This is a genomic window from Shewanella sp. MM_2022_3, assembly GCF_022557375.1.
Classification (GTDB): domain Bacteria; phylum Pseudomonadota; class Gammaproteobacteria; order Enterobacterales; family Shewanellaceae; genus Shewanella; species Shewanella xiamenensis.
Window position 1 is genome coordinate 1 of the sequence record NZ_JAKZGV010000016.1, and the last position, 26,355, is coordinate 26,355.

A 26,355-nucleotide genomic window follows, 5' to 3' on the forward strand; every position below is an offset into this window, starting at 1 on the left:
CCATCAGGTAGTGATAATTCAGTGCGATTTTATGGGGATAAGGTTGATCCATGCCTAGTGCAATTTTTTGAACTAAACAAAACTCAAGCCACTACACAAACTCCTCTGTCTAATGATGAAATATATGGCCATTGGGCAGGTGTTCTAGATGAGGGCGGTGGGAAAATTTGTCGCTTGCGGACGCCTATACGTGGCTATTCAGGATATGGATGCTTCACAGATAAAAACGAGGTGCAAGATCTGACTTATGAGTATATGGGGTTATGTAATTAAGTTTTTTAGGATTCTAATTCATAAAAAGCTTAGGCACTTAACAAAAAGCTAGGCTTGATGTTATTCATAATGATATGACAGATAGATTCATTTTATATCGATTTAGCTCCATTAAACGCCATAGCTTGCAGGCGAGGATTGTCGCGCTACGTTCTGTGACAGAGTGGGCCATCGGAAAAATGGATTTTTCCGTTGAGCCCCTAGGATGGGTTTACGGCGTGCCACTGAAGTGACAATGCAGAGCGGAAACGGAACTCCAATCGGTTTTAAGCCCAAAAAATGAATGTAAAAAAGCGGGTTAAGTTTTCACTTAACCCGCTCGATAAGGTTTAGCAAAGCGAATTAGCAGCGTTGTAGTGGTTTCCAGCGTTGCAGGCTGACTGGAATACTTATCCCTTGGGATAACAACAGGTTAATCCGTGCTTGGTAGGCGGCGCCTTGCATTAAATGCTTCGCCAAATCCACTGCATTGCGCTCGCGGTAATCATCTAAATAACTGCCTTTTGCCCAAGCATTAAAGGCGCCGAGGGCGGGGCCTGCCCAAATCTGGTAATCCATTTCGCGGCCAACTTCGCCCGTATTCGACCAGCGGCTCGAAAGACCCAAATACCAACGGAAAATCAGTGCCATTTTGCGTTTTGGATTATCCAGCGCGCGTTCAATTTGCTTAGGATCGCGCTCATTAAAGTGCGCCACAGTGCCTGCCCAAATCTCATCTAATGAGGCGCGAAACACTTGCTCTTCAAGCTTTTGTCTTTCCTCTGGCGGAATCGCCTCAATCGAGTCGTAGCGGGTGTAAATCTCGTAGAGTTTATTGGCGCGCATCGGGAATAGGGTGCCGCGCTTAACTACTTGTAACTTAACGCCCATTTCGAACATATCGGCGGCGGGCGCCATAGTCACATCGGCCATTTCGGTGGTGGCGAGTAACTTACGGGTATGTTCGCTGGCACCTGCTTCAACACAGGCTTGGTTGATTGAGCCAGTGACAATATAGGCCGCGCCCATATTGAAGGTCGCCAGCGCCGCATCGGGCGTGCCGATACCACCACCTGCGCCCACTCGGATCGGCGTTTTGTATTGGTACTTGGCTTGAATAGTATCTTTGAGTGCCAAAATGGTCGGCAATAGCGTGACCAGAGGGCGGTTGTCGGTGTGGCCGCCAGAGTCGGCTTCGGCGGTAATGTCATCGGCCATGGGCACAGATTGCGCCATTAGCATTTGGTCTTCGCTGATAAGCCCTTCGTTCACTAATTGTTGCAGCATCTTAACGGGGGCGGGCTCCATAAACTTGGTCGCCACCTCGGTGCGGCTGATTTTAGCTATCACTTTGTTGCCAATCACAATCTCGCCGTTGGCATCGCGACTCAGGCCTGCTGCGCGGTAATAGACGATTTGCGGTGTTAAGCCCAAGAAGGCCGAGGCTTCAACCGTACGTACTTGATGTTTAAGGAAGAGTTCGACACTGCCACGCTCAAGCGCTGGCTCGCTCGGGCTATGAATGAGGTTAAAGGCGTAGGGGCCATTGGGCAATGCTGTTTGAATGCGTTTAATCGCGGCTTCAACGCGCGATGGAATTAACCCCGCCGCGCCAAAGGAGCACAGAATGCCCGCCTGACCTAAGGCGATAACTAACTCTTCCGAGGCGATACCGTTAGCCATGGCGCCCGCGTAGTAGGCGTATTTTACCCCATGCACGCGGCGAAAATTACTGTCGCCCAAGCTTTGGGTGCCAAGGGCGGGGGCGAAGGCACTCACAGGATGCAAACCATTGCTTTTGTGTAAATCATTGCTGGACTGTGGTTCAGCAAGACCGACCACCTCGGCGCTTTGGGCAATGCCTAGGCCTTTTTCGGCATGATTAACTAAGTAACAGGCTTGATTGAGATCTTTAAGTTTTTTGCCAAGGGAATCGATATCGAAGCTGATGGCGGCTTCATCAACCTGCCACGGCCAAGGACTGAGCTTGTTATTATCGAGAGCGTTATTATCGAGTGTGGTATTCGTCATTTGGGCTATTCACTTTTAGGTGTTTGGGGCCTGAATTTGTTTGCCGCAGTGGGGTTATTCCCTTGCACTGCGGCTGTTGTGTGCTGTTTAAGCTAACTTTGGCTAATGCCGCAAGTTAGGCGCTAGCGCTATGCCTCTTCGATGCAGATTGCGATATCGGTTACCTCATAAATGCGCAGGCCATCCTTACTCAGGTTGGCATCGCCCTTGATGATGCGTTTACCGTCTTTATCTTCAATGCTGGTGATATGCACATCCAGCGACATCTGTTTGTTTAATGGATTAATTTGACCACGGTACTTCCATTTAATTTCTGACAGGATCTGGCCAAATTTCGGATTATTGAAGCCTGCGCCTAGGTCTTGGTCTATGGCGTAGGTTTGCAGTAATTCGATGATCGCCTCGACGCCGAGGGAGCCTGGCATCACAGGATCCTGATGGAAATGGAACTGGAAGAACCAATCGCTCGGGTCAATAGTGCGCTCGGCGTACAAGTATCCCAGACCCTTCTTACCGCCAGTTTTTACAATCTCGGCCTTGTCGATAAAGTTCAGCTGACCACCCGCGAGGCGGTAGTGTGGTTTGCCCTGCGGCGCCACAAAACTGCGACCATTTCTATCTAACAGATTGATTTGGCTGTCGGCTTTAATACCGCGCTCAAGATGCCACGCTTGGGTAATTTTACCATTGTCGATACCCAACTGGTTTTTGAGCGCATCGGCCTTAAAGTAACCGAAAACCGCATTGCCACGGTAGAAGGGCTCGCCATCGCAGCTCAGTTCGAAACTAAAGTTTTGAATGATATTGCTGCCAGCTATCACGGTGGACAGTAGGCGCGAATCGTTGACTATGGTTTTACCGCGTAAATCCACTTCGCGCAGTAACTTGCCACTGCCGTCGAGGTTGCGGAAGAATAATTCCTGCCCCGGGAAGCCTAAGGTCGTGCCCATATAACCCGAGATAAAGCCATTGGGCTGCAATGAGATTTCCATCAGCACTGAGTAAGGCATCACACTCGGGTGGCTGTTTTTAGCGTAATACCAAGCATTGCTGGGCACTTCATACTCGGCAATACAGGAGGATGGCTTTTTCAGCTCGCCACGTTTGCCCTCAATGGCCACCACTCGGGTGGTGAGTTGCAGATCGCCGCAGGGCGTACGCGGCGGGATTAAGCCACGGTAAATACTAAAATCGGGGCCGAAGCAGTTTTCAATATCGCCAGTGGCAAACTCAAACAAATGATAAGGCGTAAACGGCAGGCTGTCGGGCACGCGGTTGGCGTACTTAGAGCCTGCTGGCGCAATCGGCGCACTTACATGCTTAAGCGGCACAACGCCTTTATTGACGGGAGCGGCCATATCTGGGATTTGCGCCATCAGCGGCGCTTGTTCCGCTTGGTTGTCGATATTTGCTGCTTGGGTATCACTACTCTGCGAAGAATGGCTTTGCGAATAGCGGGTGCAATCCGCTTCTTCTTTAATCATCACCCCGAGGTTTTGGAAATCCACCACCACTTTACCATTGAGCAGAATATCGATATTCGCCTTGGCATAGGGGCGAGGGCTCATGCCAATTTCGGTGACTTCCATCCGATAGGTGAGCGTGCCAGATTGTGGCAATACTTGACCGCGGCAGCGTACTTTTTGCGATGCGTTTTCAAGGGGTTGGAAACGACCGTTAGTAACCCCAAGGTGCATACCAATATGCAACATAAAGAATTGCAGCAACTGGCCACAACCTTCGGCCATGAGGGAGCCGGCCATCACTTGGTCGCCCTTGAAATGGCAGGGGAAATACCAATGGTCGGGGGCTAATTGCTTGTGACCTTCAATCAAGCCTAAGCCCCAAGCGCCGCCATGCACTTCGAGCTTGCTGACTTGCTCGATCATCAGGAATTTTTCCGAGGCGAAGCACAGTGAAGGCTGGAGACCAAACTTCGCCTGATGGGCCGCATGTTCACCGCCGAAACAGCCGCCAATGTCGGCGCGCAGTAGACGATGGATTTGGCCATAGCTGAAGGCCGTTTGCGCGCAGTTAAGTAGCGGCGCGAAGCGTGGCTGATTGCCGTTTCGGGCATATTCATTGGCCAGTGCAATTTGTGCTTGCTCGCGCTGCTTAATTTCGGCCTCGGTGCGGATCACCCCTTTGCCATCGGCCAGTTCTTTATCGCTAAAGAATCCCGCGCAGCCGCCGTCCATCTTGAGGATCAGCTTATCGCCCACGAAGCATTCGTAGGAGAAGAAAAACAGCAGGGTATCGCCATTGCGGGCAAAGTGGTTGATGGAGATATCGTAGCGCAGGGTATCACCGCCGCGGGGCAGATCCCCAAGGAAGGTGAGGGTGCAGTCGAGCAGGCGATAGACGCGCTCGCCTTTGTTTTCAAAATCGATACCTAAGTAGCTGATCAGCATTAAGTCGCACTGACCCGATTCGACTGCCACCGCCCACGGAATTTGGCCATCGACCAAGAAGGGCGCATCCACGGGAATGTCGTACTCTGTGGTCATAGTGCTCGGCTGATAGCGGTTCATTTGCGCGTTGAGCTTAGTCACCCGCGAGACTAGCAGATAATCCGAAGTTGGCAGACGCACCCGGCGTGCGTAGCTGTCGATGATGGCGTAATCGGCACCAAAGATCTTGGCAATGTCGCCCTCGGCGTATTCCACCAGATCCTGATAGTTCCAAATACAGGGCTTAGCCGCAGGAATGGGTGGCGTATAGGGAGCGACATTCGCGTGATCTGGTTTTAACTCTGGTTTTCGTTCTGGGACGGATACCGCTTGTTGCGCCGCAGCGGGAGCGGCATTGGCGCTGGTGACAACATGGGTTGTAACAGACCCCGTTTGTGTTGTCTGGGATAATTGTGCTTTTAACAGCGCATCGGCCAGTTTGAGCCCTTGCTCACGGCTCTGTAAAAAGGCTAAGTGCGCCTCGCGTGCAAGCTGCTGGTTTTGCAACAATTGCTGGTTTTGTAACAGTGCCGCGCTATCCTGCGACGCCCTATCCTGCGCCAAGGGCGCCGCCGAATATTGGTGTGGTGCGTTAGATGACATACCGCTCTCTACTGCTAATGGTGTGGCAAATGGGGTGGCGTTTTTTGCCGTGATATCAAGTGCTGCTTCTACTATGGGCTTAGTTTGTGTCGCCTGTGGTGCTACAGGCTGTAACAGGCGCATTTTGCCTTGGATGGCGGCAAGTGCGGGCAGTGGCGTATCCACAATATGTTGATAGATATCGCGGCCACCGAGCGTCACTGGTTTGATTAAATGTTTTTGCTCACTCAAGGTTAAATCTTGCGCAAGGCGCTGCTTTAGGTGCGCCGCCTGCGTTGCAGTTTGGCTTAACAACAGCAGTGAGCTCACTCCTTGGCTTTGAGTAGAGATTAATGCCTGCTTATCGACGTTTTTATCCGAACCCGCAGACCCGTTCTTTAGGCTTAACAGGGCACTCAGAAGACTGGCCATACCCGCAGCGGTAAAGTTATGCCCAAGGGTATTGGCGACTCGATTGCATGACGTCCCCATAAGATTAAGCTGCGCTAATAACTGCTCCGCTGGCAGTTGCTCTTCTGGGGCAATACATTGCTCAACCATATGAATGGCAGCTGGCACTGAAGGATTGGCGATAGCCGTTTCGGTTATCAGCGAATCAAGCAGCTTAGGCAGCTGATGATGTGTGCCAAATGCTTGAGCACGAATTTGGCCGTAAGCTGCCTGTGAACTGTTGCTCGCTTGTTGACTGTTGCTCGCTTGCTGGCTGGTCAGCACGATAGCGCCCGCGCCTTCACCCACCTTCCACTGTGGATTCGCGCTGTCGGCATCGAGATCAACGGCGACCTCGGCGTTTTTCAATATCACCTGTTCAATACTGCCGCTTAAATCCACAGCGGCAATCACTACGCCATCGAGGGCCTCTTGGGACAGTAGGTTTTGCGCCACATCGATACAGCGACCGACCGATTGCTCGGCGGCTGAAATGGTAAACGCCGGGCCGTTAAAATCCCACAGCGAGGCGATACGCGACGCCATAATATTGCCAATAAAGCTGGTATATTGATTGAGCTTGGCGGCATCGAGCACGCTGTCCATGGCGATGGCTTCGAGGGCAAGGTATTCATCATTGGAGAGGTGAACGCCTTGTTTCTTTAAGCTATCCGCAAGTTGGGTGTGCAAATTCACGCGGCCACGGAATTGGTGCAGCTCAAGCTCGGTTTCCATTGCCACTAACACCGCGACCTTGCTGCCAGCGGTTAACTTGGCATCGCGAATCGCTTCATCGGCGACTTTGATCAACAACAATTGCTGGGAGATAAGCCTGTCATCCTCATTGGGCGGCACTTTAAAGCGCAGAAAATCAAAATCAAACTGCTCGATATAGGCGCCTTTGGGCGCGCGATTTAGGCCAAACTGATTAAGGATATCGGGGTGTTTATCTAAGCCTTTCCATCGCTTAGCGGGCAGCGGGATAAAGGCATCCGTTTGGTTTAATAGCGCCTTATCCAGCGCATTGATGGAGGCCAAAGGCCCAAAGTGCGACGCCAAGCCGATAACGGTTAATGCTTGCTGCTGATAAACTGGTTTGTTGGCTTGCTTCTCGGCTCTGTGCGCTGTCGGTTGATAGGACTCCAACAACAGATGGGCATTACAGCCACCAAAGCCAAATACAGACACCCCCGCATGGCGACGATCGTTGCCCGCTTTATCGGGCCAAGCCTGACGCTGTGTGGGAAGATTATTACCGCTAAACAGCCCCTTAGGTGATGAAATCGGCGCCGTTAAATTGATACTTGGCGGTAGATGGCCTGAGCGCATGGCGAAGATCATTTTCATGATCCCAGGCATGCCGGCGGCGGTGAGCAAATGCCCAAGGTTGGATTTGGCCGAACCTATCAGCGGCGCCTTAGTGCCGCCGAGTTTATCTTCGAAAAAACGCTCCATCGAGGTGAGCTCAACCTTATCCCCCAGCGGCGTGCCGGTGGCATGGCATTCAATCACTTCGATATTGCTCGGGTGGGTGTTGGCGGCGGCATAGGCACGCTCGAAGGCTTGCACTTGGCCCTTACTGTTGGGGCTTAAGACAAATTGGCCCTTGCCATCGTTCGATAAGCCAATACCACTGACCACGGCATAAATATTATCGCCATCGCGCTCGGCATCCTCTAAACGCTTAAGCACTAATACGCCAGCGCCTTCACCTGCGAATAAGCCTTTGCTATTGCTATCGAAAGGCGCCGAAATCCCATGGTCTGGATAGGCGTGGAAAATCGAGAATCCCATGTTGATAAAGAAGGGATCGGCGCCCGATACGGCGCCCGCGAGCATCATATCGGCTTTGCCCGTGGTTAAATAATCGCAGGCTAATTTGAGGGCATAGACAGAGCTGGCGCAGGCGGCATCGAGACTGAGCTGTGCGCCGCCAAGGCCGAGGGCATCACTTAACAATTTAGACGCAGTGTGGGCAATGGCACCATTGGCGGCTTGTTGCGTGCCCGCCATCGACGCATTGGCGAAGGGCGCGAGGGCAAATTCGGGTTGATTAAGCTTGGTTTTTAATGCCTTTTCAACCGCTTGATGGTAAATCGGTAAAAACAATTCATTGGAGCTTGCGGTCGGGAACGACAGCGTGCCCATTACAATCCCTGTGCGCTCAAGTAATGGTGCCGTTAAATCCACACCCGCATCCAGCAGGGCTTTTTTACTGCAATCTAATGCCCATAAAAAGCTTTCATCGAGCCCTTCAAAGGCCGCTGGCGGCAACTGATAACCCTGTGGGGCAAAACGAAAGTTGCGGATATAGCCGCCCTTGTCGCAATAAAAACGGTCGGCTTGGCCTTGAACACCTTGGTAATCCGCTGGATTGGCATTGAGTTTGACCGCATCGATTTGACTGCGGGAATCTTTTTTATCCAGCAGATTTTGCCAAAACTGCTCCGGTGTGTCGGCATCGGGATACTGGACGGCAAGGCCGACGATGGCAATCTTTGGCATCGCCTTTGAGCTTTGGCGCTGGTCGTTTGGCACAGCGGTGCTGTCTTGCAGAGTCGGGTGAGCATGCATTTGAGAACTCAAAGGGGTTCTCCTTCTTGGAATACGTTTGAATAATGGCCTAATGCGCTGGCAGAATGTGGCGCTATCGTTTTTGCTGTAGCCTTATCCGCCGATTGAGGCATTAGCGGCGCAAGGGAGAGTGGCACTCTATGGCTGATAAGTTGAGCTAAGCATTTGAGTAAACTGGTGATCGTATCGCTGCCCTTGGCATTGCATGCCATGGCAAATATCGGTTGTTCCTGTGTTTGAACGCCATCGGCGCCCAACTCTAGTTGGCGGCCGATTTTATCGATAAGTGTGCTGGTTTGCCGATCGGCGCCCACTTCAACAAATAAGCGCGCACCTTGTTGATACGCGGCGTTAATCAGCGCGGTAAAATTCAGCGGCGCACAAAAGGTGTCGGCGATACTCTTGGCAATGCTTTGGCTGTCGATGCTGACTGTACTTTGCTGCGCTGCGCTAATGAAACGCACCTGAGTCTCACAGGCATTCGCCTTTAAGCCCAAGGTATAAAACCCTTGGATAGCACTGTGCTGTGACTGCGAGGGCGGGGTATGCATGGCGGTGACTTTATTGCTGGCAATGCCACGCTTATTCAGCCTTTTAAGGAGTTGTAAGCAGCTTGCTTCGCAGCCCGCGAGAATACAGGTATCGCCCTGTTCGATGGCTAGATAAACCCGTGGAAAATCAGCCAGTAGGGCATTAATTTCGGCGCGAGAGGCTCGCACTAAAAAGCTATTCCATACTAGCGGTGCATCTTCACTCAACTGCCAATCGCGGCGCACCGCAAGCAGTGGGCCTGAAATCTCCTGATTGAAGATGGCACTGTTTTGGGTGGCGTTAATCAGGGCATGTGGCGTTTGCCAGATATCCAAACTTGCCCACATGGCCGCTTCACCCATGGAATAGCCCAGAGCGAGTTGCGGTTGGATAGTAAAGACTTGAGTCAACAGCTGAGTAAATAGGTAACTCGCGCCAACACCGCTAATCGCAAGCTGACTTAAGCTCATCTCTGCTGCATCTTTTACGCTTACATTAATTGCGGTTTTCGCATAAGCAGCGCCTTGGTAAATCGCCTCGGCCTGCAACATGGCGGCTAAATTCCCTTCGCGTTCAAGCTCGCGATAAAGTTCAGGGAAATAGCCGTGTAAGTCGCTGAACATATTCGGATAAACTGTGCCAACCCCTGGATAGACAAAGGTTAAGCCTTTATCACCAAGGGGCGAGGCCGCAAAATAACTGCCCGCCGGGGTCTTAAAGACTAGATTGGTCGCTGGCGTTTGGGCTGGAGTTGGCGCAGGAGTCTGTTGCGTCTTTTCAATATAAGCGCGCATCGCCTTAGCTTCTTGCATTAACTCCTCAAGGGAGTCCGCCATCAGTACTAAAGCCAATTCATCCTTTGCTTGATAGCGCTTAAACCAATCACGGCCTTGGCTGCAAAGCCAATCTGTATCGGGAAAGTTTGCCGATAAATCTAATGAATCAATCAGTTGTGATAACTGTACCGTTAAAGACTCAAGTGTATTGCCGCTGATGGGAATAAACAGCCTGTTGGCATTGAGTAATTGCTGAGGGATAAGCCGAGTGCCTTGGGTCAAGATAAGGCTTTGGGCGGTGCTCGCTTGAGGGGCTTTATCCAAGAGATTACCCAAGGGATTACTCAAGAGATTTAGGCTTAACACCCTTGCCTGATGGGGCTTGGTAAACCAATAGCCGTTCTCCGCGTTTTTTACTGGCTTTTCAGCGTGCTGTTCAGCCAGTTGCGCTGCATTAGTCGCATCAAGCATTGGTTCAATGCCTTTAAGGCTGCGATGACTTAACGCCTCAACCGCTTGAGATAATACATTCAACTGACGGGCAAGATTGCCAACCTCCGCGTAGCCATTAACCGCCTGAGTACAATCGCGTTTCGCCAAGGTAAAAGCGCTGTTTAAGCAGCGCTCGACTGTATTTGTATTGATAGTATTTGTTTCTTCAGCTGTTTCAGCTTGGATTTGCGCTAATGCTGAAATATAAGCCTCGGCATGCAGGTGTAACTGGGCAGCAAGCAGGCCATCGAGCAGGTACAGGCTACGGACTTGCTGCTGATATTCAAAGCGGATTTCAATAAGTTGTTTTTGCGCAATATGGGCGAGTTGCTCTGTGATCAAGGCGACCAGTGTTGGCTCATCAGATGGCTCATTAATTAGTGGCTTATCTTCCACATTGAGCTGAATTCGACAAGCCATCAACTGCTGCAGCTTGCTGACATCGGTTTGTGCATGGCTAAGCACACTCTGTATCCTCCCATCACCAAGCCATACGGCTATTCGCAGTGGCTTGGTATTGGGATGTGGAGTGTTTAGTGCCGCATTGCTTAATGCGGCATTTGCGCTTGGGTCGAGTGTCACTTAACACTTACCTCGGCCGTGCTTTGGACTGCTGCCTGCACTATCGTTTGTTGCTGAGGTTTATTGGCCAAAAACGCTTGGTTAAGCGTCTTGCTGATCGTGACTTTTGCTCGCTTCATCTCGCAGCTTAGACGGCCATCCTGGTGGTAGAGGGCAATATTGGCTTCAAGTGAACGGGACGAATGCTTGAGCACATCCAGCACCAATACCGCCTTCTCGCCAAAACCTAAGGGCGAATAGGACACAAACTCGCCAATGGCACTGGGTAAGCTTGCCGCTTGATATTTAAGGCGTGCCCACACGAGCATGGCCTGCAATAACAGATCTTCGGCAAAGGGTTGTGTGCCTTTATCCTCAAGATTTGGCGCAAACTCACCGCAGTCATCTAAGGCCACCGTTGGCAGTGCTACCTTAGCGATAAGCTGCTGATCATCAAAGGCGAGCACTTCGCTTATACCTTGCAGTCTTGGGCCATGGAACAGTGTGCCATCACTGTAGAGCGACTCACGGTTCGCGATAGCGGGTTGCTGTGCCATCTCCTGCATCAGAGAATGTAACTCGTCAACCTCGAAACGCTGCACGTCTGCCGTATCATCCGTCTGCGCCACTAACACTGCCTGATACTGCGGGCGACCTTCAAAGCTTATCAGCGCGGTTAACGCCTCAGTCGATTGCTGTGTAGCGTCGGCAAGCGGCGTGAGCATTAGTTCGAGCTCAATAGGCGCATCGCGGGCAAGTAGTACCTCATAGAAGATAATTCCCTTGAGTAGTCGATAATCGCTGACACTCACCGCCTTACCTAAATGGGCCTTGGCGGCCTCACGCATCCAATCGATGGCGCACACCGTTGGCAACACCGCATGACCGTTGATGCAATGATCCTCAATAAAGCTCATGCGTTTAGGGTCGAGGCTGCGCATGACGCGAATACTCTGCGGCACCGTTTGGGCCATAGGCTGCGGATCTAACGCCGTGGTTAGATCCGCTTCAGGCTTTTTTGCTGATGCAGCTTCAACAGTATTAGCGGTATTGCCCTGCATATCGGTTCCGACCAACAGCTGCGCTCCCGTATCACTCAATAATTGGCTGGCAAATAACTCGGCACCGGCTTTGAGTGGAATGACATAGACCCCACGGTCGATAAACATCTTTTTCAGCGCAGGATTGACCATGCCGCCATCCCAAGGACCCCAGTCGAAGCTCATCACCTTGGCTTGTGGCAATTGCTGCGCGAGTTGCAGCGCAGCCTTATTGAGAATGTCGTTAGACATGGCGTAGTCGCTCTGGCCGGTATTGCCGTAAAAACCTGCCGCCGAAGAGAACAGGGCGATAAGCGTTAACTGGCTAAGATCCAGTGCCGATAGCAGATTGTTAAGTCCGGTCACCTTAGTGCCATAAACCCGCTCAAGTTCGCTTAAGGTTTTGTCTTGAATATGTTTATCGGCAAGTACACCCGCGCCGTGGATAATCCCCGTGATGGGCGATAGGGCGCTGATAGGTGCAATAATGCTGGCAATGGCGGCAGGATCGTTAACATCCAGGCTTAAGTATTCGGCGCTGGCGCCAACCGCTTCAAAGGCTTGCAAGGCATGGCTGATTTCAAGGCTGCTTTGTACTGGCCAAACTAAGGCATCCACTTGTTTTGGTGTGGGTTTATCACCCAGGCTTTGCAGATGTGCGATGGCAGCGGCTTTGAGTTCGTTGCGATTTTTACCCAGAGCCCAAGCGGGGATCCCCTGATGGGCGCTACGACCCACGAGGATAAAATGTGCCTTGCAGCGTTTCGCTAAACTTAAGGCGCACTCGAAGGTAACACCCTTAGCGCCGCCCGTGACGAGGATTTTGTCCGCAGACGAGAGAGAGGCGCCACTGCGGCGAAGCACAGCATTGCCTGCAACTAAGGTGGTGCGCTCAAGCTCGCTATCAATACCGACTTCGACTGGCGCATCTTGGAGGTAGTATTCCTGCACTACCGCATTGGCGACCGTTTTAGCGTCCAAGTTTGGCGCGATATCCAGCGCGCGGCAGACCACTCCTGGCCACTCGTGATTTAAGGTTTTAGTGAGTCCAGAGAGCGCCGCTTGGTTGAGTTCACTCTGACTGATGAGGGCACCTGCCGACTCATCCATGCCAATATAGCCAAAACCACCGTCGATACGGCTAACAGTGACAAAGCGGCAGTAGTCGCGCTCAGTTAACAGCGGTTGTAAGTGTTTGGCGAACAAGAAGGCTTGCTCGACCGAGGCTTTGGCTTCGTCTGCCAGCACTAGGCCAGCACTTTTATCGGCAACGGACTTATGCTGTGGCTGCAGATGAATAAAACCAGCGATTTGGCCAAGCGCTTCAATCTGATTGATGACCTCACAAATGCTTTCATCATCAATCGCCTTCAGCGTGAAGTTGGCAATATGGCTATCGAGTGGCGATGCGCTGGCCACAACCGTTTTAGGTGAGCGTACAACCGCAACCTTAACCCCTTGGGCGTGAAGCTTTTCGGCAATCACACCCGCGTTGTGGCCATCGTCGCCGATAACGACGTAACTGTTTGCCGTCAGTTGAACATCGCTAGTTGCTATGATGCGCGCTAACTCAGCCGCCGCTGGCAACTTTTTTAGCATCACCTCACTATGGGGCGGCAGGTCGATGGTGTCCTCGACGGTTTCTGCAATTGCCTCTTGAATTGGCGCAGCATGGTTTTGCTGTTGCGCCTCACTTGATGATTGCGAACCAGCATAGAGGGCGACAATTTCACCTAAGGTGCGACATTCGGCTAAATCCTCAGGACTCAGTTCTGGTAGGTTCGGCAGTTGGTCTTGTACCGTGCCTAGAATTTCCACGCGCTTAATAGAATCGATCCCAAGGTCGGCCTCCATATCCATGCTTAGCTCAAGCATCTCAACGGGATAGCCGGTCTTATCGGCCACGACCGCCATCATAGTGCGTTCAATTTCATCATTAGAAACCGCCGCGCTTGCTGCTACTGCACTTGCGAGTACAGCATTTTGTGTCGCATGGCTGACTGGTGCTGCAGCTGTTACGGCTGTCGATACTACAGGAGCTGCTTGGCTAAAAAGCGCCACAATTTCCCCTAGGGTGCGGCACTCGGCGAGATCTTCTGGGCTCAGTTCTGGCAGGTTCGGTAATTCGTCCTGTACTGTGCCTAGAATTTCCACGCGCTTAATGGAGTCGATACCAAGGTCGGCTTCCATATCCATGCTAAGTTCCAGCATTTCAACGGGATAGCCAGTCTTGTCGGCTACGACCGCCATCATAGTGCGTTCAATCTCATCATTTGAAACCGCCGCACTTGCAGCGACTGCACTTTGTGTCGCATGGCTAACAGTGGCGGCAGCTGTTACGGCTGTTGATACTAGAGGAATTGCTTGGCTAAAGAGCGCCACAATTTCGCCTAGGGTGCGGCACTCGGCAAGATCTTCTGGGCTGAGTTCTGGCAGGTTGGGTAACTCGTCCTGTACTGTGCCTAAAATTTCCACGCGCTTGATAGAATCGATACCAAGGTCAGCTTCCATATCCATGCTGAGTTCCAGCATTTCAACGGGATAACCCGTCTTGTCGGCTACCACCGCCATCATAGTGCGTTCAATTTCATCATTAGAAACCACCGCACTTGCGGCAACTGTACTTGCGAGTACTGCATTTTGTGTCGCATGGCTAACTGAGGCTGCAGCTGTTACTGGAGTCGCTTGGCTAAACAGCGCCACGATTTCCCCTAGGGTGCGACACTCGGCGAGATCTTCAGGGCTGAGTTCTGGCAGGTTGGGTAACTCGTCCTGTACCGTGCCTAAAATTTCCACGCGCTTGATAGAATCGATACCCAGATCGGCTTCCATATTCATGCCAAGTTCCAGCATTTCCACGGGATAGCCAGTCTTATCGGCCACGACCGCCATCATAGTGCGCTCAATTTCGTCATGAGAAACCGCCGCGCTTGCAGCTACTGCACTTGCGAGTACTGCATTTGGTGTCGCATGGCTAACTGAGGTTGCAGCTGTTACAGAAGTCGCTTGGCTAAACAGCGCCACAATTTCCCCTAGGGTGCGGCATTCGGCTAAATCCTCAGGGCTCAGTTCTGGCAGGTTGGGTAATTCGTCCTGTACTGTGCCTAGAATTTCCACGCGCTTAATAGAATCGATACCAAGGTCGGCTTCCATATCCATGCCAAGTTCTAACATTTCAACGGGGTAACCCGTTTTATCGGCGACCACAGAGAGCATAGCGTGCTCGATTTGCTGCACAACTGACTTCTCGGAAAGCGCGTTAGTTGCTGTCGCCACAGTTTGCACTTGTGGGTGTGCTACTTGGGGTTGCTGAACTTGGGGCTCACTCACAGGCGCAACACTCGCTTTTGGCTCTGCGGCTAACGCTTGAACCACAGGTGCCTGTGCTGGAACGACAGGCGTTGCCGCTGTAACTGCCACTGGTGCAGCTTGAATGGGGGCTTGAACCTGAGGCGCAGGCATTTGGCCGAGTAGGGCTAATGCCGCTTGGCTGCTGCTGGTCTGCAATTGCATAAATTCAGCATGGCTCTTTAGGGTTTGTGCCTGATGCTGGTGGAACAGCTCCATCGAGCGTTGCAGGCTCTCTGGAATGGCGATGCCAAGGCTTGCCATTTTGGCTTGCTCTGCCATCAGGGCACTGACGGTATCGCCGTATTGCTGCGGGATCGCTAAAAATTGTTGATGTAATTGCGCGGCCTGGGTTTGGGCGGCAAAAAAGGCGCTCAGGGCATCTTGATTCGCCTGTCCAGTGGTAAAGCTGGTTGGCTGTGCAGGCGTTTGCTGTTGAATATTATTGCTATTTTGTGCCACGGGCTTTTCCACTTCGACAACCTTTTCTAGAATTTTTTCGACAATCACTGGTTTTTCAACGACTTTTTCAACCACTTTCTCAACGAGGCGATCCACATACTGCACTTGGCTGGTAATTTTGCCCGATTGCAGCGAATCGACCATTTTGTTGCGGGTCGCTGGGCTGATGTAGTTGGTCGCGTTGAGCTTGATATTCATGGCTGAAGGCGTTGCTGGCGCAATCAATTCGGCTTGATAAGGGTCGATTTCCCCCAGTGTTACCCCCGCAACCGCCAGTTGCACCGCAGCGCTGCGCAGTTGGCTGTCACTATCGCCCTTGGGATTCGGGTTAATGCTGATAAGGCAAAGCTCGTTTAACTGCGCAGCTAAGGTATTTTCTGCCAACTTTTGCAGAATGTTTTTCGGGCCGAACTCGACAAACACCCGTGCGCCTGCGGCATACATAGCCTCTAGCTGCTCGCTAAAGTGCACCGATTGCAACATATGATCTTTAAAGGCCGCTTTGATGGCGTTGGCATCGGTAGGGTGTAGTTGACCAGTGCCATTGGCATACAGGGCAATCTTTGGCGTGTTGAACTGAGCCTTATCAATGGCTTCGCTAAAGGGCTTTTGCGCATGGGCAACCAATGGCGTGTGGAAGGCACCGGAAACGGGTAGGGCAATCGCCTTAAAGCCTAACTCGCTAATGGCCTTAGCCGCCTGTTGGGTGGCGGCACTAGCGCCTGCAATCACCAGCTGAGTGGGTGAGTTGTAGTTGGCAACTTTGACGCCTTCAAACTGCGCAAGGCAACCGTTGATAGCCTCAATATCCTGTTTTTGCTTAAGAATAACAGCATACATGACGCCAGCATCACGACTTGAGTTGGCATCTTGTGGTGACTGCGCCATCGCCTGTCCACGTTCAAAGGCAAGCTTGATGTAGTCATCCATTGAGATCACGCCAGCGGCGCACAGAGCCGAGAGTTCACCAAAACTATGGCCTGCGAGCATATCTGGGGCGAAACCTGCCTGAGTAAATAGGGCGTACTGCGCCATTGAAAGCGCGCCGATGGCGCTTTGGGCATAAAGGGTATTGGTTAACGCACTTTCCTGCGCTTTTCTCGATTCATCATCGAAGGCGGGGATAGGGTACAGCACGCTTGAAAGCGCAACCTCACCACGGTCGCTAAACACTTTATCGCTGGCGTGGATATGGCGGCGAAGCTCGGGGAAGTTGTTGGCAATTTCCAGTCCCATATTCAGGTACTGCGAGCCTTGGCCGGCAAATAAGGCCGCGACCTTGGTTTGCTCATTGACTAAGGCCTTGGCGCGAAAACTTATCCCTGAGGGTAACTGCCAGCTCTCGGCGCTATTGGATTCTAGCTGCGCTATCGCTTGGGTTAACAGAGTCTGTAACTGGGCATAGTCTTTGGCGATAAAGCCAAGACGGGCCGATTGCGGCGCTAGTTCACGCAGGGCGTAGGCTTTTGCAAAGGCAACAAAATGGGCATCAGAAAGTTCTGCTTTGGCCGCAGTTGCTTGCTGCAGCGCGGTTTTTAACTCGCTCAGCAGCGCGGTTTTATCGGCGGCGGCAAACAGCCAGCTTTGTGCCACGCTGCGTTGGCGATAGGCGTCATCGCGCGCGTGCTCGGGGTGATATTCTTCGAGCACTAAATGGAAGTTAGTGCCCCCAAAACCGAAGGAGCTGATCCCTGCGCGGCGCGGCGTATCGTCACTGCGTTGGATCCAAGGGCGCGCCTCGGTATTAAGATAAAAGGGCGAGTGGGTAATGTTTAATTTTGGGTTAGGCTGACTAACGTTAATCGTTGGCGGCAAGACTTTATGGTGCAGCGCCAATGCAGCCTTAATTACACCCGCTGTGCCCGCGGTGGACTTAGTATGACCGACCTGAGATTTAACTGAGCCTAAGGCGATATGCTGTAACTGCTCATTATCCTTAGATAATACTGAGGTTAAGCCATTGAATTCGGCCACATCGCCTGCGGCTGTGCCTGTGCCGTGGGCCTCAATCAAGCCAACGGTGTGCGGCGCAAAGCCAGCGTCATCATAGGCGCGCTCTAATGCCTTGGCTTGGCCTTCGGGGCGCGGCGCATAAATGCTCTTAAATTTACCGTCCGATGATGCGCCAACGCCTTTGATTACCGCATAGATACGGTCGCCATCGCGCTCGGCATCGTCGAGGCGTTTTAAGGCGACCATGCCGATGCCTTCGCCAATCATCATGCCCTTAGAGTCGATATCGAAGGGTTGGATTTGCTCGTTGGTGGTAAAGGCGGGTGTCTTTGAGAAACTCATATACATGTAAGGCGAGTTGTCGGTACAGACACCGCCGGTGATCATCATGTCGCTGCGACCTTCGGTCAGTTCGGTGAGCGCCATACGCATGGCGGCAAGCGAGCCTGCGCAGGCGGCGTCGACGACGCAGTTCATCCCACCTAAATCGAAACGGTTGGCGATGCGTCCGGCAATCACGTTGCCAAGGGAGCCGGGGAAAGAGTTTTCTTCCCAGTGGACATATTGATCTTGGAATTTTTTGATCAGTAGTTCGCTATCTTCATCGTTCAGGCCACTGCTTTTAAATACTTTTTTCAGCACAGGATATTGCAGGCGTGCGTTGAGGCTATGGCTTAGTTTTTGACCGCCGCCAATCCCTAGGGTGATGCCGATGCGGTCACGGTCGTAGTCGTCTGGCAGATTGGCATCCTGTAGGACTTCCTTGGCGACGACCAGTGAGAGCAATTGCGAGCTGTCGGTGAGTTCCAAAATATTAGGCGGCAGACCAAACTCCATCGGATTGAAGTCGACCTCAGGCATAAACCCACCGCGTTTGCAGTAGCTCTTATCGGCCTTGGACTTATCCGCATCGTAATAGTCATCAATCGACCAGTGGGATTCGGGCACGTCGGTGATGGCATCAATCTTGTCGCAAATTAAATCCCAAAACTTATTCAAATAGCGGGAGTTCGCAAAGATACTCGCCATGCCAACGATGGCGATTGGCATATCTTTTAATCGTTTATTCAGTCTCTTATCGGCTTTTTCATCGGTTGATAATTGAGGCTGTGATGGGGTATGGCTCATAAAGAGTCTCCACTGGCAAAGCGGCTGGCTGTTGCCTTATTAAGGGATTTAGCGATGGCTTTTGGGGTTTGCACACCAGGAAAGCGGGCTAAAAATGTGTGGTAGTTGCGCACCAGCAATTTACGCAGATGAAACGGCCCATCCTTCAGCACATAGGCGATGTAGCGATTGGCCGCTTGGGTGTTACTGTCTTGATAAATATCGATATAAATCCAATCTGTCTTGCTATCTATACCAAGGAGCACTGATTTAGGCTCGGCTTCGGTTAATTGCGGTGGCAGCGTTAATGACACCACTTGCACTACGGTGTCGCCATCTGTGCTTGGCAGTGCGAGTGCTTTTGCTAAGGTTTCGGAGTTAACCGTATAGGTTTGTACGTCGCTGCCTTGGGTAATCGGTAATTGATTAAAATACTGTTTAGGAACGAGTTCTTGATCAAACTCATCGAGGCGCGATACTCCGTAACGCTTAAGGCAACGGGCTAAGCCTGAGCGCGATACATTGGGATTAATAAAGGTTTGCGTCGCTTTAAGTAGCCTATCGAGTGGCAGTTTTAGCTGATACCTCAGTCCCACCACCACATATTCTTCAATTGGAGTGAGTGTGGTATTGAGGTGATGCGGGGTATTCGGGCTGTCGTTAATCGATTCGCGCTTACGCCATTTACGCACTGTGGCTTCGGTAATATTTAAAATTTTGGCGAGCTGACTGACACTCAATTCAGATTGCTGAATAAAGTGGCGCATTTCCGGCGTGGTGGTGGCATTACGGTGCCTTGCCGCGTTATGGCGAGACTTTTTCTCTGTGCTCAATTTCTTTATGCGAGCGTTATCAGAAACTTGAGTGTCGACTTTTGGAAAACTCATACTTGTTAGTGCGGTCCCATCATTATTATTTTCACCCACATAATCTATCGGGACTGCATGATATTGCCATTTTAACTGAGTCAACACTCATGCTTAAAAGAGGCTTAAAACCCGTGTTTTTGGGTGTTTTACAGTACACAGTGGTGATGCAGATTACCCTAGGTTTTTGCTCGATACAATCATATGGGACTTGAAATGGTTTTTTAATGATCAAATTGTTTTCGAACAAAGCAGCTAAATGCAATTTCATCAAAAATAGTTTTTAAAATTCAGTTGGTTATTGGTAAGGTTCAGATATTGTTCGTCAGCCGAGCAGAACTGAGTAGAATAGGGCTGCCGTTAAACTCAGGTGTTGTTGGGATAAATTAATGAATATTGAGCTTTTTTTTATACCATTAACCGAAATGGATGCGGCTAGCACGAGTGCCTGTATGGCGCTCTTGAGTGAGGACGAGCGCGCTAAAGTGGCGCGTTACCGGGCACCCAAGGCACAAATGAATGGCTTATTGGTGCGAGCGGCGCTGCGCTGCGTCTTATCCCAAGGACTGCAATCTCGTGGTGGAGCCTCACCTTACTCCTCCCAACGACTGATTGCGCCGCAGGACTGGTGTTTTGAATACGGTGAAAAGGGCAAACCCGGCCTCAGCCATGAGCAGTTTCTGTGTACTGGCATGGAGTTTAACTTAAGCCACAGTGGCGACTGGTTATTGATTGCCTTAGCGCAAGATGATGATACGGACGCAGCCGTTATAACAGCGAAGCCCCGTCTAGGCTTGGGAGTGGATATCGAGCGCTCCCGCGCCAGCACTAATATTTACCCGATCCTTAATCATTATTTTTCCCCGATTGAAGCCGAAGGCTTATTAGCCCTTGAAGGTGAAGATGCGCAGCGGCAGCGCTTTTTTGATCTTTGGGCGCTAAAGGAATCCTACATCAAGGCTACGGGTTTGGGCCTTGCACAGTCACTGAAATCCTTTGCCTTTGACTTAGCACCAAACAGTTTGCTGGCGGTTGATGATGGCGCGCTGCAAGCCGCCGAACCCCGTAACTGGGTTGAGCTTAATCAGTGGCAGAACGTTGCTTCACCAAGCCAAGCTAAGCACCGCTCTTATCTTCAACTCCCCTCACATATTCAGCTTTATTCCAATATTAAGCTGCTAATTGAACCTGGATCAGCACTCGATGCCACAACCTCTGGTGTACAGCATTGGCAGGGTTACTTTGGTCGGCTCAATGATGAATATCGTTTTGGTTTGATCTTAATGCATAGTCATAGCTTGGGGAATGTGGCGATTTCCATGCAGCTAACCAGTATCACCGGATTACTGGCGGCATGCTCAGTCGTCAAATGTACTCAGTAGCGGATAAGGCTTTTGCTTGCAATGAGTCACTTTGAATTTAGATTACGGTTCTTTTAGCTGAGTTTGTTATTCCTTCCTTGATTATTCATTTTAGATTAAACCTCGCTCGCTATAGTCATGTAAGAGAACTCACTGATAAGGTTGTTAATGATGAAATTCAAATGCCTTTTGTCGACTAGCACTTTGCTGCTGCTCGGTGGCTGTGGCTACTTTGGTGGCGATGAAAAACAGCAATTAGAGCAGGCATGGCTTGCTCAAGATCCGCAACTGCAGCAAGTAGTTGAGCAAATTCGTAGCCGCGGACTCGATGTTGTGGCTCAAAGTGCGGCGGCGGGCACAGTGTCGGCCTGCGTGACAGAGAAACTGACGCAAGATCCCTTAGGTAAGTTAGTGAATGTCGAAGGCGCCTTAGTGGAGTCGGCCAAGGTGACAGAATTACTCGGCGACCTACAGAAGCTAATGGAACAAGAGGTGAGTTTTGATCAAGTGGCAAGCTTGCTGCAAAAGGGCGCGGATGCGGCGGCCTATGCTAAAAGTTTGATCGAACAGCAGGGCGTCGAGCAAGCCATACAAAGCCTTAAGCAAATGGCCCTCGCCAGTGAGCAATTTGCTCAGCAGGATTTAGGCGCGCATTTTCAGCAGTTATTACTGGAGTGTAAAGCCACTCCTCCTGCAACGACTTCTACAAACTAATCTTGTGTGAATTTCACATCCTCATCCTATAAAAACGCCCTGAATATTCAGGGCGTTGAATTATCTACTTGGTACTCGGTGGTAGTGGGACAATTTCAAAGTTGGCATCGAACTGGACTAAGGTAGACATAATTTTACCGAAAGCGGTTTTATCGCCTTCCAGTTTGGCACTGCCGTTAGCCAGCAAGTCTTTAAGGGTCGTTTTACCGAGTAAAATACCGGTAATATAACGCTTATCAATATAAAGATTAGTATCAGCCTCCATCGGTTTATCAACTTGAATATTGCTTAAATTACCATTGCTTAGCTCTACATAGAGCGTTTCTTTAGTGTCAGGATTAATCACATTAAGCCTTAACAGCCCAAGCTCTGCGGCCTTGATGCTATCGACTTTGACGGCGAGAAAGTCAAACAGGGTTGAGATATCCATTTCACCTAAAATATCAGCTGAGGCTGATTTAGGTGCACCGGGCTGGACTCCTGCGCGTAACTCTTGGGCACCCGTCAGATAAATATTGCGCCAGCCAGCGCCTTCGGCTTGATAACCCAGTTGTTCATAGGTATCGGCAAGTAATTGTCTGGCTTCTGTGTTATTAGGTTCTGCCATCACGACTTTATTGAGTGCGGTGGCTACAAAACGGTATTCGCCTTGGGCATAGTCGGTTTTGGCATGTTTAAGCACGGCGTTAGCGCCGCCCATATACTCAACAAATTTGGCGGATTCGTCCTTTGTGGGTAATGGGTTTAAGTTGGCCGGATTCATATCAAAATAGCCTAAATACATGTTGTACACGGCTTTAGCATTGTGGCTATAAGTGCCGTGATAACCATTGGTGTACCAAGTATCGCGCACGGCTTTGGGGATTGTGGTTTGAATCGCATCGCCAATATCTTGAATACCCACACCATTATTGGCTAAACGCAGGGTTTGATTATGGACTAGGCCATAGTTATCCCTTTGCATTCTTAAGTAGGCGTTGACATCCGTATTACCAAACACGGGCGCGGAGTGGGCTTCAAACAGTACCTGCGCATCATCACCAAAGCGTGTTAGCAATGCATTGATATCTTTAGACCATTTGATGGCATCCCGTACTTTTGCCCCACGTAAGGTGTAAATGTTGTGCATGCCATGGTAGGTGAGTTCAGCCGTCCATAGGGCCTTCATTGAGGGAATATAGGTGGCCATTTCCGACGCAGCTTCTGTGCCCGAGGCATCCATAAACACCATTTCGATACCATCGATAGTCAGCGTTTCCCATTTATCTTTGCTGTTAAGGGTGATATCGGGTTTTACATAGGTGACTTCGCCTTTGGATAAGCCTTTGGCAAGTGCGGCATCGACAATGCCTTGTTCGTTTCGCTCTAATGTGGCGCCGTATTGATAGGCGGCGCGGCGGCTCATGGCATTTCCTGCGAGGACGTTTTCGTCAACAATTTCTTTGGTGATGTTATGGGAGCCATAGACTTTGACGTTTGGAAACATGTCTTTAATGGCGCGGGAACCGCCAAAATGATCTCCATGGCTGTGGGAATAAATCATCGCGACCACAGGTAAATCATTGCCCTCAGGTAAATGTTTAAGCGCAAATTCCAATGACAACTTTGCCGATTCTTTGGTGAGTAGCACGTCATACAGGATCCAGCCTGTTTTACCGCGGATAAGGGTTAAGTTGGCTAAGTCGGTGCCGCGCACTTGATAGATGCCGTCGGTGACCTTGTATAAGCCGTTAGACACCATATTCAGCTGGGCTTGACGATACAGTGACGGGTTAACTGTGTCAGGAGTTTTATCGCCAATAAAGCTGAAATCGGCCCGTAAAATCGCTGCCGTAGGTTCATCGAGTTCGGCGATAAGATTCTTCGAAAACGCTTCAAAGGCTTTTTTATCGGCAAAGTTAAGGGTGGCTGCTGTGGCCTTGTTTACCTCTATGGTTTGTTTGGTAGCAGGCTTGCCTTGATAGTGCAGGCTGATGTGCTCATGCTCGTGTTCAGCGGCGACTGCGCTTAAGGAGAAGCTGGCGAGAATACTGATTGTCATCAAAGATTTTTGCATCATTTTACCTACCAATAAGTGGGATTGTGTCGTTGATGGTTTGAGTATAGCCAGCTTGTATATTTAGATAACTCGAGTTAGCTTGGGTTGTAATATTTATCTTGTGAATGAGTTTTTTCCTTATGCCGACACAAAAGCCGTTAGATTTAAACTTATTACGTGTTTTTATGGTGGTTTATCGTACACGTTCGTTTACCCAAGCGGCGCAGGAGTTAGATTTAACCCAATCTTCCGTGAGTAATGCCATTGGCCGATTGAGAGCATGGGTCGGAGAGTCGCTGTTTACTCGGGTTGGGCGTGGAATTGAACCAACCGCAGTAGCTCGAGAGATGTATCGCAAGTTTGAGCAACCCATGGCCGATATCGAAACCGTATTACTTGGGTTTGAGCATTTTGATCCCCGCTCAAGCCAGCGGCGCTTTTATGTATATGCCAATGAGTCGGTTATTGAAACGCTGCAAGCAGGTGTGCAAGCTTTATTGTTGGATGCGGATATCGAAGTGATTTTTCGTGAGTCGCCGCCACAGGAGGCTGAGTTATATCGCGATATCTTGCTTGAGCGGGTTGCGGTGGCGATCGATATTAAACCCGCGCAGCAAACTTTGCTCTCAAGCAAATTACTCTTTACTGAAAGTTTAGTCTGTATTGCCAGTAAGCAGCATCCTCGTATTCATGGAGCCATTACTCATCAACAGTATTTTGAGGAAAAACACGTATTTTTAAATTTGCGGCGTTTTAATTTGACGGCGGGGGATTTGTTTACTGAAGGCGTGTTACCAAGGCGCAGGATGTACAGTGAACAGTCCTCTCTATTAAGTATGTTTGCAACCGTAGGTAAAAGTGAGGCGATAGGTATCGCCCCTTTACGTTATGCCAGTCAATACGCTGAAATGTTTGGCCTACAAATACTACCTATGCCACTAAAAACAAGACCAATTGATTTATATATGGTGTGGAGCAGTAAATATACCCAAAACCCGAGCCATCAATGGTTACGACGTTTATTACTCAGTGCCAGTACCATGACAACAAATGAAAAAGCGCTGGTTCAGGCTCGTAGCGAGTGAATCAGCGCTTTTTGCGTGTTTATCTTATTGTTGTAAGAAGGTATCTATTACTGTCTGGCTAACCTGTGGCTTTCACCCGGATGCTCAAAGTCACTGCGGTAGGGGTTAATGTCTAAGCCGCCACGACGGGTGTAGCGGGCGTATACAGTTAACTTAGCACAGTGACAGTAATGTTTTAGGTCGACAAAAATTCGCTCGACACATTGTTCGTGAAACTCATTATGTTGGCGGAACGAAATCAAATAGCGCAGTAATTTTTCGCGATCGATTTTTGGCCCTTGATAACGGATCATCACACTGCCCCAATCGGGTTGAGAGGTAATTAAGCAGTTTGATTTCAATAGATTAGAATTGAGTGTCTCAGCGACAATCTGTTTTTCATCTGTGCTGTTTTCAAGATAATCAGGATTAAAATCATAATCACTGACTTCAATATCCAGATCGTCAATGCAAGTGCCTGGCAGTTCGACGACACGTTGAATTCCAAAACTTTTAGGCTCAATAATCTTAACGTTAACATCGCCTTGGGCACATTCACTTAGATCTTTAACTAAGGTTTTTTGCACCGCATCGAGATTGTCGAATTTGGTTTGATTAAAACTGTTTAAATACAGTTTGAAGGATTTTGACTCGATCAGATTTTGGCTTGCATGACTTAGCTGAATGTCGGCGATAGCCACCATAGGTTTACCCTTTGCATTTAGCCAAGACAGCTCATAGGCCGTCCAGATATCGGCTCCGTGGAAAGGTAAACTCTCCGCAGTCAGGTTGATAGCGTTACGGTTAAGTGAGCGAGGAACCCCTTGCAGCAGCGATGCATCATACTCGGCTTGGTAATCAGTAGCTTTACCTAAAGTTAAGCTCGCAAGTTCTTTTGCATCACTATAGGGATCGTGATTCTGTGTCATCAATACTGTTTCCATGTCAAAATAGGCGCACATTATACCCGAAATTGGATTGTGCTTAAGTGTCTTGTCTGCTTGCTCTCGATAAATTTTTGCAAAACTATCATCAGTCTTACCTATCAACTTTAGGCGAATTACCGCGATATTACCCGCGAGGTGAGCCATCTTTGTGCATTCAAGGAGAGTTTGATGAATCATCCGATGAGGCGGTGAGCTGGTTACCTATTAAACGTGAACCAGTAGGCAGCTTTGCGAATGTTGAGCATGCACTTGAACTTAAATTATGGTCTGATATCAATTACTTCTATGGTGAGTATTTTGCGGCGCCCGTGCTATTTGATTCACCATGGGGCACAGGAGAATTACTACAGGTATGGAACGAGGCGGATTTTGACGCGTTGCAGCAAAATATCATCGGTCACTTAATGATGAAGCAAAAACTTAAGCAACCGCCCACCTGGTTTATTGGTTTGCTTGATGAGGGCGATAAGATGCTAACGGTGGATAATGCCGATGGTAGTGTATGGGTGGAAATCCCCGGCGAGCTTCCCTCTACCCAATTGGCGCCCAGTTTAGCGGCGTTTATTGAGGCGTTATCGCCACGTATCGCGCCGCCCGTGAAACATGAAGAATTGCCTATGCCAGCGCTCGAGCATCCTGGGATTTTTGCCAGCTTTAAACGAATGTGGCACAACCTGATTGGTAAGCGTTAAGCGCGTTGAAATGCAGCAAGGCCTAAAGATAGTAAACTCGACATGCATATCTAGCCTGTCGAGT

At 50.1% G+C, this 26,355-nt stretch carries 12 protein-coding genes; 5 read left to right on the forward strand and 7 right to left on the reverse strand.

The genetic code is table 11. The features are described from left to right. Window positions 1–273 (forward strand): hypothetical protein (locus tag MMG82_RS10665; RefSeq protein ID WP_241406836.1); only part of this gene is annotated, 273 nt, incomplete at its 5' end. Between the two features lie 342 nt (window positions 274–615). Here the strand turns inward: MMG82_RS10665 and pfaD are convergent. From pfaD to MMG82_RS10690, 5 genes are all read right to left on the reverse strand, one after another. Further along, on the reverse strand, window positions 616–2,283 hold the full coding sequence (pfaD, locus tag MMG82_RS10670) for an eicosapentaenoate synthase subunit PfaD (protein WP_047536312.1): 1,668 nt from the start codon (window positions 2,281–2,283) through the stop codon (window positions 616–618). A gap of 128 nt (window positions 2,284–2,411) precedes the next feature. Next, entirely contained in the window at window positions 2,412–8,339 is a 5,928-nt protein-coding gene (locus MMG82_RS10675; RefSeq protein ID WP_241406847.1) for a beta-ketoacyl synthase N-terminal-like domain-containing protein, read from the reverse strand. Between the two features lie 8 nt (window positions 8,340–8,347). Next, the gene (locus tag MMG82_RS10680) at window positions 8,348–10,720 is read right to left on the reverse strand and encodes a PfaB family protein (protein WP_156143177.1); all 2,373 of its coding nucleotides are present in this window, start codon (window positions 10,718–10,720) and stop codon (window positions 8,348–8,350) included. Further along, a complete protein-coding gene (locus MMG82_RS10685) occupies window positions 10,717–18,630 on the reverse strand; it encodes a type I polyketide synthase (protein ID WP_241406837.1) in 7,914 nt (2,637 codons plus the stop codon). Before MMG82_RS10685 ends, MMG82_RS10680 begins: the two co-directional genes overlap by 4 nt. Continuing rightward, entirely contained in the window at window positions 18,627–19,496 is an 870-nt protein-coding gene (locus tag MMG82_RS10690) for a transcriptional regulator (protein ID WP_241406838.1), read from the reverse strand. The genes MMG82_RS10685 and MMG82_RS10690 overlap by 4 nt, the downstream gene beginning before the upstream one ends. A 368-nt stretch (window positions 19,497–19,864) precedes the next feature. On the opposite strand from MMG82_RS10690, the gene MMG82_RS10695 reads away from it, so the two are divergent. Next, window positions 19,865–20,857 carry a 4'-phosphopantetheinyl transferase superfamily protein gene (locus tag MMG82_RS10695; RefSeq protein WP_241406839.1) on the forward strand — a complete coding sequence of 331 codons (993 nt, stop codon included), beginning with the start codon at window positions 19,865–19,867 and terminating at the stop codon, window positions 20,855–20,857. A 147-nt stretch (window positions 20,858–21,004) separates the two neighbouring features. Continuing rightward, window positions 21,005–21,550 carry a hypothetical protein gene (locus MMG82_RS10700; RefSeq protein WP_241406840.1) on the forward strand — a complete coding sequence of 182 codons (546 nt, stop codon included), beginning with the start codon at window positions 21,005–21,007 and terminating at the stop codon, window positions 21,548–21,550. A 64-nt stretch (window positions 21,551–21,614) separates the two neighbouring features. Here the strand turns inward: MMG82_RS10700 and MMG82_RS10705 are convergent, their stop codons facing one another. Further along, on the reverse strand, window positions 21,615–23,606 hold the full coding sequence (locus MMG82_RS10705) for an alkyl sulfatase dimerization domain-containing protein (protein WP_241406848.1): 1,992 nt from the start codon (window positions 23,604–23,606) through the stop codon (window positions 21,615–21,617). A 122-nt stretch (window positions 23,607–23,728) separates the two neighbouring features. On the opposite strand from MMG82_RS10705, the gene MMG82_RS10710 reads away from it, so the two are divergent. After that, window positions 23,729–24,673, forward strand: a complete 945-nt coding sequence (locus MMG82_RS10710; protein ID WP_241406841.1) for a LysR family transcriptional regulator — start codon at window positions 23,729–23,731, stop codon at window positions 24,671–24,673. Window positions 24,674–24,720: 47 nt separating this feature from the next. Here the strand turns inward: MMG82_RS10710 and queF are convergent, their stop codons facing one another. Further along, a complete protein-coding gene (queF, locus tag MMG82_RS10715) occupies window positions 24,721–25,581 on the reverse strand; it encodes an NADPH-dependent 7-cyano-7-deazaguanine reductase QueF (RefSeq protein ID WP_037416675.1) in 861 nt (286 codons plus the stop codon). A 59-nt stretch (window positions 25,582–25,640) separates the two neighbouring features. Between queF and syd the strand changes: the two genes are divergently transcribed. Beyond that, window positions 25,641–26,291: a SecY-interacting protein gene (gene syd / locus MMG82_RS10720; RefSeq protein ID WP_241406842.1), complete on the forward strand. Its 651-nt coding sequence runs from the start codon at window positions 25,641–25,643 to the stop codon at window positions 26,289–26,291. The last annotated feature ends 64 nt before the right edge of the window (window positions 26,292–26,355 follow it).